Consider the following 13685-nt stretch of genomic DNA (forward strand, 5'->3'; position numbering starts at 1 on the left):
AAATGAATGAAGAGCCTTGGCGTACGGCTGAGGCTTCTTTTTGTAGTGATTGCGAACGGAAAATGCAATACCCCCTTTGCTAGTGAAGAAACTTACTGCGCCATATTGCGGCAGCTGTTTCCTCTTGATAGATTAGATTGTTGTCTGGTGTGGAAAGAAACGAGGTGCCGCTAACGTTGAAAGCATTACTGGAAGCTTATGCTGCGGATACGGATTTTCAATCTATCGTATCCGGAATCAAAAAAGGGATGCAGGAGCAGCTAGTATCGGGGCTCGCCGGTTCTTCGAGGCAGGTCATGATCGCTGCACTGAAGCAGGAGTTTGACAGGCCGATGCTCGTGGTCACGCACAACATGTTCGCCGCGCAGAAAATCGCGGAGGATCTGGTGGAGTGCCTGTCCGAGAACGAAGTCCTGTTGTACCCCGCTAATGAATTGGTCGCTGCTGAAGCAGCGATATCGAGCCCGGAAACGCTGGCGCAACGGATGGATGTGCTTATCCGACTGTCGCAAGGGTTTCGCGGGATTGTTGTCGTGCCGTTCTCCGGCGTCCGGCGATTCCTGCCGATAAGCAGTGTGATGGCCGGTGCTCGTATCGAGCTGAAGGTAGGCGAGACGCTATCGTTGGAAGCGTTTTTACGTCAAATGGTAGAGCTTGGCTATGTGCGCGTCGATAAGGTAGAGGGCAAAGGCGAAATGAGTGTGAGGGGCGGTATTGTCGATCTTTTCCCGCTTACTTCTGCACACCCGTACCGGATAGAATGGTTCGATGACGAAATCGATTCGATTCGTTCCTTCGATCCGATCGACCAGCGCTCGATTGAGAAGCTGGAGACCTACACCGTACCGCCGTGTCAGGAAATTCTGGCCGATGCCAGAAGGTTCGAGAATGCGGCTCAGCATGCCGCAGAGCTGCTCGATCAGCAATTGCTGAAGATGACGGACCGTACAGCGAAGGATCGTCTGCGTTCGGAGATCGGTTCGGAGATTGAGAAGCTGCGGGAGCATGTGTATTTTCCGGAAATCTATAAATATATTTCGCTGCTCTATCCGGAGCGGCATACGTTATTTGACTATGTACCTAAGGATACGCTGCTTATTTATGACGAGCCGACAAGGCTGATTGAAACCGGCCGCCAGCTGGAGCGGGATGAATCGGAATGGGCGCTGCATCTCTTAACGAACGGCAAAGCGCTGCCTTCGCTTGCCCTTGCGCGTCCTTCTGACGACGTGCTCTTCCATCGTCCGTTCCCGACGCTGTTTCTTTCGCTCTTTTTAAGGCAAATTCCGCATACGCAGCCGCAAAATATTTTGAACGTGGTGTGCCGCTCCATGCAGAACTTCCACGGTCAGATGAACGTGCTGAAGGCAGAGATGGAACGTTGGCGCAAAACAGGCGCCACGGTAATGATGCTGGCCGGAAACGCCGAGCGGATGGACCGCATGCGCCGGGTGCTGCATGACTATGGGATTGAACCGCCTGTCATCATGGAAGGCAACCTGCAGACAGGCTTCGAGCTGCCTTCGATTCATCTGATCGTGATTACCGAAGGCGAGATGTTCTCGCAGAAGCAGCGTAAGGCACGCCGCCTCGATAAGAAGATGGACAATGCGGAGCGGATTAAGAGCTATACGGAGCTGAAGGTCGGCGATTACGTCGTCCATCAGAACCACGGTATCGGGAAGTATATGGGGATCGGTACGCTTGAAATTGCCGGTATCCATAAGGACTACATGCATATTTTGTACGCAGGCGGCGACAAGCTGTCTGTACCGATCGAACAGATTGACCTGATTCAGAAATATGTCGGCTCCGAAGAGAAAGAGCCGAAGGTGTATAAACTTGGCGGCAGTGAATGGACGCGGGTGAAGAGTAAGGCACAATCGTCGGTCAAAGACATTGCCGATGAGCTCATTAAGCTGTATGCCGAGCGTCAGGCTACGACCGGCTTCGCGTTTGGCGCAGATACCTCGTATCAACAAGATTTCGAGGCGATGTTCCCGTATGACGAAACGGTCGATCAGCTGCGAGCCATTGCCGAAATCAAGAAGGATATGCAAACCGCGCGTCCGATGGATCGCCTGCTCTGCGGCGATGTCGGCTACGGCAAAACCGAGGTAGCGGTAAGGGCAGCCTTCAAGTCCGCTATTGAGGGCAAGCAGGTCGCCATTCTGGTGCCTACAACGATTCTGGCCCAGCAGCATTATGAGACCTTCCGTGAGCGTTTCTCGGGATTCCCATTCAATGTCCAAGTGCTGAGCCGCTTCCGTTCGAAGAAGGATCAAACGGCGACGATGAAGGGGCTGAAGGCAGGTACGGTCGATGTTGTCATCGGCACGCACCGTCTGCTTTCGCAGGATATTATTTTCAAAGACCTGGGACTGCTTATCGTGGATGAGGAGCAGCGCTTCGGTGTGTCCCATAAAGAAAAGCTGAAACGTCTGAAAACAAACGTCGACGTGCTGACGCTGACGGCAACGCCGATTCCGCGCACGCTTCATATGTCGATGCTCGGCGTACGGGACTTGTCCGTTATCGAGACGCCGCCGGAGAACCGTTTCCCGGTTCAAACCTATGTGGTGGAATACAGCCCTTCGCTTGTACGGGAGTCCATCGAGCGGGAGCTTGCGCGCGGCGGCCAAGTGTACTATTTATATAATCGCGTACAGGGAATCCATCAGATGGCAGAGCAAATCCATGCGCTTGTTCCTGATGCACGGGTGGCGGTCGGCCATGGCCAAATGTCGGAGCAGGAGCTGGAGAAGACGATATTGGACTTCCTGGACGGGGAATCTGATGTGCTTGTCAGCACCAGCATCATTGAGACAGGCGTTGATATTCCGAACGTAAACACACTGATTGTCCACGACGCGGACAAGATGGGACTCTCCCAGCTGTACCAGCTTAGGGGCAGGGTTGGACGTTCAAACCGGATTGCTTATGCATACTTCACCTACCAGCGTGATAAGGTACTGACAGAAGTGGCTGAGAAGCGGCTGCAGTCCATCAAAGAATTTACGGAGCTTGGTTCCGGATTCAAGATTGCGATGCGCGACTTATCGATTCGCGGAGCGGGGAACCTACTTGGTGCGGAGCAGCATGGGTTCATTGCCTCTGTTGGTTTTGATCTGTATTCGCAAATGCTGGCCGATGAGATTAAGAAACGGAAAGCAGACATGGGCGGCGAAGTCGAAGAGCCTGTGAAAGAAGTGAGCACGATCATTGATATGAGCATCGATGCCTACTTGCCGTCTTCCTATATTTACGATAGCATACAGAAGATAGAGATTTATAAGAAAGTGGCCTCGGTTCGCACCTTTGAGGAAGTGGAAGATCTGCGCGAGGAGCTGATTGACCGGTTTGGCGATCTGCCTCAAGCGGTCGACAACCTGCTTTCTGTAGCTCGTTTGAAGGTGTACGGCGCGATCTGCGGCATTGAGCAAATCGGCGGAAAAGGCGAGGATATCGCTTTGCGTTTCGCGGAACGTGAGAAGCAGCGGTTCGACACGAAGAAGGTTGACATGTTATGCCTGCAGCTGGAAAACCGGTTCAAGCGTTCGACCGGACAAGAGCCTTATCCGCTTATGCAATTAAGGGGCAAAGGGTTGTCGGTCGAGCAGAAGCTTGAGCTGCTGGAACGTTTTTTGATGCACTATAAAGACACCATTCAATCGAAAGGGGAACTACAGAATGTTACGCACTAACTATTGGAGAAAAGCGACTCTGCTCGCACTGGCTGCTGTGCTGGTTGTTGTATTGGCAGCAGGCTGCGGCAAGAAGAAAGAGGAGGGCGCGGCTCCGGGGACGGGCGAAGGCAAGACGATCGCTACGTATACAGACGGCACGGTAACGGATAAAGAGTTTACGAAGTATTCGACATTCTTTGGCATCGTACAGCCTCAAACAGAAATGTACCTCAGCATTCCACAGCTGCAGGAACAATTTCTGCGTGAATATATCGGCTACAAAGTGTTGTACAAGCGTCTAGGCGACGTTAAGCAAGATGATGCAACGAAGAAAGAAGTCGACAATTTCTATACGCAAATGAAGCAGCAAATCGACGGCACGCCGGAAATCAAGAAGAAGGCTGATGACGCTGGTTTGACTGAAGCCGATATCAAATACTTCTACTCCATGATTTCTTCGATTATGAAGGATCAAGAGAAGAAAGTAACCGACGATCAAGTGAAGAAAGAATTCGATACGACAAAAGCCGATTATAACATGATCAGCGTTCGTCACATTCTGATCGGCACTGTAGATCCTACAACAGGCGCCGAGAAGCGCAAAGACGAAGAAGCGCTAAAAATCGCTAAAGAAGTAAAAGCGAAGTTGGATGCAGGCGGCGACTGGAAAGCACTTGCGAAGCAATACTCCGACGATACAGGCTCCAAGGATAACGGCGGTCTGTATGAAGATCAGCAAGCAAAAGGCTGGGTTGCGGAATTTAAAGACGCTGCCAACAAGCAAGAAATCGGCAAAGTCGGTGAACCGGTTAAATCCCAATTCGGTTATCATGTCATGAAGGTCGAGAAGCGCACGCCTACGGCATTCGATAAATTAACCGCAGAAGACAAAACGATGTTGAAACAAGCGGTTGCCTCGGCAAACCTGAATAAATTTATGACGGACGAGCTTCCGAAGCTCATTACGAAGATTGACCTGCCTAAAGCGGAAACGCCTGCTGCAGACGACTCCAAAACAGATGATTCCAAAGCGGATAACACTAAGACAAACAACGCAGACAAAACAACAAACGATACGACAACCGACAAGAAGTAAGTTGCATCGGTGAAGTAACACAACAAGCTCAGCCCCATGGCTGGGCTTGTTTTGAACATATCAGCGAAAAATGGGAGGCGTTTCAGTGGGACAGCAGCTATTTTTTGTGGGATCCTATTCAGCGAAAGAGCAAGAAGGCATCTCTGCCATGGTCTTACATACGGAGGACGGCACGATTACTCGGCTTTCAGGTCAAGCAGGCATTCTTAATCCTTCCTTTCTAAGAAGCAATGAAGCAGGCACAAGGCTATATGTGGTCAGTGAGACCGGGGCAGAGCCGGGAAGCGTTCACAGCTTCGCAATCCATGCCGACAATGGCGAGCTGAAGGCTATCAATGAAGTTACAACGCAAGGCGGGTCTCCTTGCCATATTGAATTCGATGCTACGGGGAAGCTGCTTGTGGTGACGAACTATACGGGAGGCAATTTCGCTGTATACGGGATAGAAAGCGAAGACGGCGCCCTCGTGCAGGCGGATTTCGCTGCTCATGAAGGAAGCGGGCCGCAGAAGGATCGCCAAGAAGCGCCGCATCCGCATTCCTCCATTATTGATCCGGCCAACCGTTACGTGCTGATTGCGGACCTCGGGATTGATCAAATCGTACATTATGAAATCGATCATGCGGCGCAGAAGCTGGTTAGAAAAAATGAGACGGCGATGCCAGCCGGTGCGGGGCCGCGTCACATGGCGTTCCATCCGCAGTCGCCTGTACTATATGTTATCAATGAGCTGGACAGCACGGTGGGCGTATACAGCTATGAGGCAGAACAGTCTCAGTTAACATTGAAGCAAATCATATCCACGCTGCCGAGAGGATACGACGGAGCGACGACATGTGCCGACATTCATGTGACGGCTGATGGCCGTTTCCTGTACGCCTCGAACAGAGGGCATGATAGCATTGCAGTTTACCGCGTTGTCGACGAAGGGAAATTAGAGCTTGTCGAAATTACGTCAAGCGGCGGCAGAACACCGCGCAACTTTGCGATCTCGCCGGACGGACAATACCTGCTCGCGGCTAACCAGGATTCGGATAACATCGTGACCTTCCGAATCGATGAAGCGACAGGCGGGCTCGCACCTACGGGCAACGTCATTGCGATGAGCAAGCCGGTTTGTATTTCTTTTGCATAAATAGGCGTGGCGTAGAGTCGGATGGGCACATGGTGCCTGTCCGGCTTTTTTTGTTGTTTACGGAGGACTCGTAAACGTGCAGGCTGATCGATGAGGAAGTTGACGGCTCAGCACGCAGGATGCGGGTTGTGACTTGCGGGATGCGAAATGCGGATTAAGGATTCCGAAATATTCTAACGAACCGTACAGGGCTTTTTTGCGCAAAAACAGCACCAAAAAAATGCTAACGAACCGTGGAGGCGCTATTTGACGGATTAGGGGGATTTGAGAGCTGATTTCTCCCCAATAAGGCCCGTACGGTTCGTTAGAATTTCTAAGAAGAGCATTTCGGCCGAATAAGGCCTCTACGGTTTGTTAGAGTTTCGCAGTAGGTGGCAAACGTGTCGTTGAGGCGAAATTGGCATGGGGATTCGCATTATGCAGCATATGAGCTGAAGAAGCGGGATCAGTGTGCAAGTTCGCAGCACGTGATTTGAGTTTGAAGGGATGGAGAGGTGCGCGAAATCGTGGCAAGACGGACAAGTCTACGCCTTTTGTGTTATGTAAATGTTATATATGTGAAAGGTAATGTGAATAATAATGCATATTGCAATCATTAAAGTGAGTAAATATAACATAAAAATGATCTATTTCAGAGTGTATACGTTGCCATATAAATATTTCCATCATTTATGTAATCTTTGTTGACATCAAACTTGGGCTGATCTTATAATGAAACCACGAACGATGGAAACTTAATCCAGTGAGACGTTCGGATTAGAGATAAAAAAAGGATAGGGAGTGGGAGAATGAGGAAGAACGTATGGAAAAGTGGGGTTTTCATCCTGTTTGCCTGTTGCTTGGTGCTGGCAGGCTGCAGTAAGAACGACAATAAGGCGGCATCGACGAATGCAGCCGGTTCTGGCAGTGACAGCGAAATCAAAGTCGGCATTCTTCATTCTCTCAGCGGCACCATGGCAATCAGCGAAGTATCGGTTAAAGATTCGGAAATGATGGCGATTGACGAAATCAACGCTAAGGGCGGTGTATTAGGGAAGAAAATCGTTCCTGTCGTCGAGGACGGCGCATCCGATTGGCCGACATTTGCGGAGAAAGCGCGGAAGCTGATTTCAGAGGATCAGGTTGCGACTGTATTTGGCGGATGGACGTCATCCAGCCGTAAAGCGATGCTTCCGGTGTTCGAGGAGCTTAAAGGCCTTCTCTGGTACCCGGTTCAATATGAAGGCTTAGAGCAATCCCCGAATATCATGTACACCGGTGCAACCACCAACCAACAAATCGTTCCGGCTGTCACTTGGCTGCTTGAAAACCACGGCAAGAAATTCTTCCTCCTCGGCTCTGACTACGTTTTCCCGCGCACCGCTAATAAAATCATCAAAGAACAGCTGAAGGTTGAAGGCGGCGAGCTCGTTGGTGAAGAGTACACACCTCTTGGCCATACCGACTATGCAACCGTAATTGCGAAAATCAAAGAAGCGAAGCCGGATGTGGTGTTCAACACACTTAACGGCGACAGTAACGTAGCGTTCTTCAAACAACTGAAGGATGCAGGCATCTCCTCGAAAGACCTGACGACCTTATCCGTATCCGTAGCTGAAGAAGAAATTCGCGGTATTGGCGTCGATGTACTGGCTGGTACATATGCCGCTTGGAACTACTACCAAACAACGGACACCCCGGCGAACAAAACCTTCGTTGAAAACTATAAGAAAAAATACGGCGAAGACCGTGTTACGGCTGACCCAATTGAAGCAGGCTATGACGCTGTTTACCTCTGGGCGGCAGCAGTTGAGAAAGCCGGCTCCACAGACGTAGAGAAAGTAAAAGATGCCGCTAAAGAGCTGGAGTGGGATGCGCCGGAAGGCAAAGTGAAAATTGACGGCGAAACACAGCATCTGTACAAAACGGTTCGTATCGGCGAGGTTCAAACGGACGGACAGTTCAAGGAAGTGTGGAACTCCGGTGATCCGGTTAAGCCTGACCCTTACCTTAAAGGCTATACCTGGGCAGCCAGCTTGAGCGAAAGTAAATAACAAACAAATAGTCCGGTACTAACGCGAACTGCGCCGCCGCCAAATGCAACAATCCCCGCAATCGGGCTGAGCTTGTTGGGTTCTGGACGGCGCAGTTTGCATAAGGGGTGAACGCAATCGATGGATGTTATCGTGCTGCAGTTGTTTAACGGAATCAGCGTAAGCTCGATTCTGCTTCTGATCGCGCTGGGCCTTGCGATTACCTTCGGCCTGATGAAGGTCATTAATATGGCGCATGGCGAGCTCATTATGATCGGCGCCTACACCGCATACGTCGTACAAAATCTCTTCACCTCCTACATGCCGGAGTCGGCATTCGGCTGGTACTTCGCGCTTGCCATACCGGTAAGCTTCTGTGTTGCTTTCGTATTCGGCATGGTGCTCGAAATGACCCTCATCCGATTTCTTTATGGACGCCCGCTCGACAGCTTGCTTGCCACTTGGGGCGTCGGACTCATGCTGCAGCAGATCGCCCGGAGCATCTTCGGTGCGCCGAATGTCGGCGTAACAAGCCCCGAATGGCTCAATGGCGGTGTCACTGCGCTTGGCGGCGTGGTATTTCCGTACAAACGACTGTTCATTATCGGTCTGGTGCTGGTTTGTCTGTTTGCCATGTATCTGTACATCTATAGAAGTCACTCCGGACGCAGAATGAGAGCGGTTATGCAAAATCGTGAAATGGCCGCTTGCCTGGGCATTTCAACTCGCCGAGTAGATGCGATGACTTTCGCGATTGGCTCCGGTATTGCGGGTGTTGCAGGCTGTGCCCTTACGCTTATTGGACCTATTGGTCCTTCTATCGGTACGTACTACATCGTGGATGCGTTCATGGTTGTTGTACTCGGTGGTGTAGGGAAGCTGGTCGGTACGGTGTTCGGTGCGCTCGGCATCGGATTGTCCAATACGATCTTCGAATATTATACGACGGCTTCACTGGGCAAAGTGCTGGTGTTCCTATGTATTGTAGCTTTCCTTCAGTGGAAGCCGATGGGGCTTGTGGCGATGCGCTCGCGTACGCTTGATAACTAGATGGGAAAAAAGTCGCCCTTGAAAGGTGGAGTCATGATGCAGCTTCGAACGATGACGCCTGAGCGAATTTGGCTATTGGCGGGATATGCGGTTGCCGCTGCTGCGTTATTCTGTGCACCGCTTGTATTGAGTGATTTTCGGCTAAATTTGCTGGCGAAGTTTCTGGCCTATGCTATTGTAGCGCTGGGACTTGATCTGATATGGGGCTATACCGGCATTCTCAGCCTGGGTCACGGTGTGTTCTTCGGCTTAGGCGGCTATGCGATGGCGATGTACCTGAAGCTTGATGCAAATGGCGGGAAGCTTCCCGATTTCATGGATTGGAGCGGCCTTACGGCGCTTCCTTGGTTCTGGAAACCATTCGGGTCGCTGGCCTTTGCCGTGCTGGCGGGGATATTGATACCGGCACTGCTGGCCTTGATACTCGGTTACTTTACGTTCCGCAACCGAATTCGCGGCGTCTATTTCACAATACTGACGCAGGCGCTCGTCATCATTACCGTCACGTTGTTCATTGGGCAGCAGGCGTATACGGGCGGCACGAATGGCGTGACCGGCTATAGTAAGCTGTTTGGCTATGCGCTTGCCTCGCCGGACACGAAACGATTCCTGTACTGGATAACGGTTGTTCTGCTGATCGGCGCTTATCTGCTCTGTCGTTTCCTGGTGAAGAGCCGATTCGGCAAGGTGCTGCGAGCGATAAGAGATGGCGAGAACCGGGTTCGCTTCATCGGTTATAACCCTGCTGTCTATCAAATGATTGCCTTCAGCATCTCGGCGGGGCTTGCCGGACTTGCGGGTATGCTGTTCGTGCTCCATGTCGGCATCATATCTCCCTCTATGATGGGGATTGTGCCCTCCATTGAGATGGTGTTATGGGTTGCAATCGGAGGCCGAGGAACACTGGTTGGTGCGGTGCTGGGGGCGATTTTGCTCAATTCCGCCAAGAGTGCTTTCAGTGAATCCTACCCGGATATATGGATTCTGTTCATGGGCGCTTTGTTCGTAGTTGTCGTGGTCTTCTTACCGAAGGGAGCGGCGGGCCTGTTTGGACAATTCAAGTGGTTTAGAAGGAGGAAAACTGCTGATGAAGGAGCAAAAGGAGTCCCCAATCGTTCTGCAGTGTGACGAGGTAACCGTCGACTTTGATGGATTTAAGGCGGTACAAGGGATGAACTTCTCGCTTGTCCGCGGGGAATTGCGATTTCTGATCGGTCCTAACGGAGCGGGTAAAACAACCATGCTGGATGTCATATGCGGTAAAGTGAAGCCGGCAGACGGAAAGGTGCTGTTCAGCGGAACTGTCGATATTACGCGGAAGAAAGAGCATCAGATCGCGGAGCTTGGCATCGGCCGCAAATTTCAAACGCCGTCCATCTTCCCGTCGCTCACGGTGATGGAGAACTTTGAAATTGCAATGAAGCAGAAGCGCAGCGTATTTGCGGCGATGCGAGCGAAGATACGGGCTGAAGATCGGGAGCGGATCCATGCTCAGCTGGAGCTGGTAGGACTGTCCGGCAAAGCGGATTGGCGTGCAGGCGGTCTCTCGCACGGTGAGAAGCAATGGCTTGAAATCGGGATGATGCTGCTGCAGGAACCGGAGATTTTGCTGCTGGATGAGCCTGTAGCAGGGATGACCGATGGCGAGACAGAGAAAACCGGTGAGCTATTGCAGCATATCCGCAAGACGCAGTCGATTGTCGTCGTGGAGCATGATATGGAGTTTGTGCGCAGCTTCGCGAGCAAGGTGACGGTTATGCACGAGGGTAAGCTGCTCAAAGAAGGCTCCATGGAGGAAGTGCAGCGCGACGACCGCGTAGCGGAAGTGTATCTGGGGAAAAGGCGGGATGTCGATGCTAGCCGTTCAACAGCTTGAAGCGGGTTATGGAGAGAGCGTTATTTTGCGGCAGGTTACGCTTCAGGTGCGGCCGGGGCAGGTCGTTTGTTTGCTTGGGCGCAACGGGGTCGGCAAAACGACGCTGATGAAGAGCATTATGGGGGTGCTGAAGGCACGCAAAGGTACGGTAACCTACAAAGGAACCGATCTGACGAAGCGGGCACCGGGCGAGCGTGCGAAGAAGGGGATCGGATACGTGCCGCAAGGGCGCGAAATCTTCCCTCAGCTTACCGTATTCGAGAATGTGCTGCTCGGGTTGGAGGCGTGCAAAGAGAAAAAACGCGCCATTCCGGAGTCGGCCATTGCTAAATTTCCCGTATTGCCTTCGATGTATGGCCGCAGGGGCGGAGACTTGAGCGGCGGACAGCAGCAGCAGCTGGCTTTTGCCAGAGCGCTTGCCTCCGAGCCGGAGCTGCTGCTGCTCGATGAACCGTGCGAAGGCATTCAGCCGTCCATTGTCGATGATATCCGAGATGTCATTCGGTCAATCAAGGCAGGAGGCGAGACGGCTATTCTGCTTGCGGAGCAAAGTCTGGAGTTTGTGAAGAGCGTCGGAGACTACTTCTACATCCTCGAGAAAGGCTCGATCGCATGGGAGGGCGGCTTGTCCGATTTGAACGACGAAGTCATCCGCCATTATCTAACCGTTTAGCATTCATGTAATAAAACCTAACACAGACATTGACACACAGGCTATTTCCCTCTTACAATACAAATAAATGTAAGGTTGTTTAACAATTGAATATCAGTTCTCGGCATTTCACGGGAACGACAAAGCTGTCTAGGGTTCCGTGGTGTGAAAACCAGCTGGTCCGAGAGGCGGCGTATGGAGAATGGCTCACATCACTTGGGCTTGGATCTCCGTATAACACGGAAGGACAAAAGCCTGGGAGATCTCTCCTGAGGCTTTTTCTATTCTTATAGAGAATTGATGGGAGTGGGGAGAAATGAAGAGAACGAAACGGACGATTACCCTGTTACTGCTTGCTGCAATGCTGATGGCGCTGACCGGCTGCGGTGGATCCAAGGAAGCTTCATCAAGCGCGGACGATTCACCGATTACGATTGCACTTAGTCCGTGGCCGGGCTGGTTCTTCTGGTACCTCGTCGACGAAAAGGGCTTCTTCGAGAAACATGACGTCAAAGTCGATCTGAAATGGTTCCCGGTTTACAGTGATTCTCTTCAAGCGCTCGCTACGGGCAAAGTGGACGCAAACAGCCAAACGCTCAGCGATACGCTCGCTCCCGCATCCAAAGGCATTGGCCTGAAAGCCGTTCTTGTTAATGACAACTCCTACGGCGGCGATGCGATTGTCAGTAAGTCAAATATCGGCTCCATTGCCGAACTGAAAGGCAAAACCGTTGCAACCGAGCTCGGTACGGTCGATCACCTGCTGCTGCTGACCGCGCTGGATCAGAACGGAATGTCCGAGACGGATGTCAATTACGTCAACATGACGGTCAACGATGCAGGTCCTGCCTTTATATCCGGCAAAACAGATGCATCCGTGCTATGGGAGCCGTTCCAAACGAAAGCCGTTAAAGAAGGCAAGGGCAAGGTGCTCTTCTCTTCCAAAGATACGCCGGGCCTCATTCCCGATCTGCTCGTCTTCCGCGATGATGTCGTGAAGAACCGTCCGGATGATATTCAGAAGATCGTAGACGCTTGGTTTGATGCACTGAACTATTTTAAATCCCACCAGGATGAAGCAATCGCGCTTATGGCGGAGAAAGCGGAAACGACGCCCGAGGACTTCAAGCTTGGTCTCGACAGCATTAAACTGTTCACGCCATCGGATAACGTCAAAGCGTTCGGTAAACGCGATGATTACACGTCATTGCCTTATACAGCTCAGAAGACAGCGGACTTCTTGAAGAAGCTGGATATGGTGGATGAAATCAAAGACTTCGACGTCCTCTTCGATTCACGGTTTGTAGAAAAAGCAGCTAAGGAGTGATAGCGATGAAGGCAAACGAACGTAAGCCCGGGCATAAGAGCCGGCCGAATCGGTTTCAAATCTTCAAGGATATCGGAGGGAGGCCGTTTGCCTTCACCGCGGGATTCTCTTTCGCGCTCTTGTTTATCGTTTGGTCGGCGCTGAGCTACACGAAATCCGTAAATCCGGTATTCTTGCCAACGCCGGATAAAGTGTTTGTCGAGATGTTCAAGATGCTTGCTACCGGCGAGTACTGGCATCATATCGGAATCAGCGTGTTCCGCGTATCGGCAGGATTCCTGCTTGCCTGCATTGTCGGTATTCCGCTTGGCATCTTCGCAGGTACATTTAAATACGGCGAAGCTTTCGTGGAACCGCCAATGGAGTTCATCCGCTACATGCCGGCAGTTGCATTCATTCCGCTCATTATGGTGTGGGCCGGTATCGGAGAATGGGCGAAAATTCTGCTCATCTTCCTCGGCTGCTTCTTCCAGCTTGTCTTAATGGTGGCGGACAATACGCGCCGCGTCTCCCATGATCTGCTTCAAGCGTCCTTTACGCTTGGGGCAGGCCGCTGGAAGGCGATCGAGACGGTGCTCATTCCGGCCATTCAGCCGCAATTGATGAACACGCTTCGCCTCATTCTAGGGTGGGCCTGGACGTACCTCGTTGTTGCCGAGCTCGTGGCGGTCAACAGCGGCCTCGGTTACGCCATCATGAAGGCGCAGCGGTTCTTGAACACGGATCAAATTTTTGTCGGTATTATCGTCATCGGTCTTCTTGGCCTCATTAGCGACCGGATTTTCGCTTTCTTGAACCGTAGGTTATTCCCTTGGGCTTAACGAAATAGGCTCGCGGGGAGGCCAACAGGC

The 13685-nt window shown here is 51.7% G+C and carries 10 protein-coding genes and 1 riboswitch; all 10 genes read left to right on the forward strand.

Translation table 11 applies throughout. The features are described 5' to 3' along the window. Positions 1–176: 176 nt before the first annotated feature. A complete protein-coding gene (gene mfd, locus AC50Y3_RS28635; protein WP_494822114.1) occupies positions 177–3704 on the forward strand; it encodes a transcription-repair coupling factor in 3528 nt (1175 codons plus the stop codon). Continuing rightward, positions 3691–4782, forward strand: a complete 1092-nt coding sequence (locus tag AC50Y3_RS28640; protein WP_494822115.1) for a peptidylprolyl isomerase — start codon at positions 3691–3693, stop codon at positions 4780–4782. Before mfd ends, AC50Y3_RS28640 begins: the two co-directional genes overlap by 14 nt. An 85-nt stretch (positions 4783–4867) precedes the next feature. Next, complete coding sequence (locus AC50Y3_RS28645) at positions 4868–5917, forward strand: lactonase family protein (RefSeq protein WP_494822116.1); 1050 nt, start codon at positions 4868–4870, stop codon at positions 5915–5917. 788 nt (positions 5918–6705) lie between these two features. Beyond that, a complete protein-coding gene (urtA, locus tag AC50Y3_RS28650; RefSeq protein ID WP_494822117.1) occupies positions 6706–7950 on the forward strand; it encodes an urea ABC transporter substrate-binding protein in 1245 nt (414 codons plus the stop codon). A 120-nt stretch (positions 7951–8070) separates the two neighbouring features. Next, positions 8071–8979 carry an urea ABC transporter permease subunit UrtB gene (gene urtB / locus AC50Y3_RS28655; RefSeq protein WP_494822118.1) on the forward strand — a complete coding sequence of 303 codons (909 nt, stop codon included), beginning with the start codon at positions 8071–8073 and terminating at the stop codon, positions 8977–8979. 36 nt (positions 8980–9015) lie between these two features. Then, positions 9016–10107, forward strand: coding sequence for an urea ABC transporter permease subunit UrtC (urtC, locus tag AC50Y3_RS28660; RefSeq protein WP_494822155.1), 1092 nt, complete (start codon positions 9016–9018; stop codon positions 10105–10107). Further along, entirely contained in the window at positions 10067–10855 is a 789-nt protein-coding gene (gene urtD / locus AC50Y3_RS28665; protein WP_494822119.1) for an urea ABC transporter ATP-binding protein UrtD, read from the forward strand. The genes urtC and urtD overlap by 41 nt, the downstream gene beginning before the upstream one ends. Then, positions 10833–11528: an urea ABC transporter ATP-binding subunit UrtE gene (gene urtE / locus AC50Y3_RS28670; protein WP_494822120.1), complete on the forward strand. Its 696-nt coding sequence runs from the start codon at positions 10833–10835 to the stop codon at positions 11526–11528. Before urtD ends, urtE begins: the two co-directional genes overlap by 23 nt. A 118-nt stretch (positions 11529–11646) precedes the next feature. Further along, positions 11647–11771, forward strand: a riboswitch (guanidine-I (ykkC/yxkD leader). A gap of 52 nt (positions 11772–11823) precedes the next feature. Further along, complete coding sequence (locus AC50Y3_RS28675; protein WP_494822121.1) at positions 11824–12834, forward strand: ABC transporter substrate-binding protein; 1011 nt, start codon at positions 11824–11826, stop codon at positions 12832–12834. 5 nt (positions 12835–12839) lie between these two features. Next, positions 12840–13655 (forward strand): ABC transporter permease, encoded by an 816-nt coding sequence (locus AC50Y3_RS28680; protein ID WP_494822122.1) that lies wholly within the window; start codon positions 12840–12842, stop codon positions 13653–13655. Positions 13656–13685: the final 30 nt, after the last annotated feature.

This window comes from Paenibacillus sp. J22R98 (genome assembly GCF_059383835.1).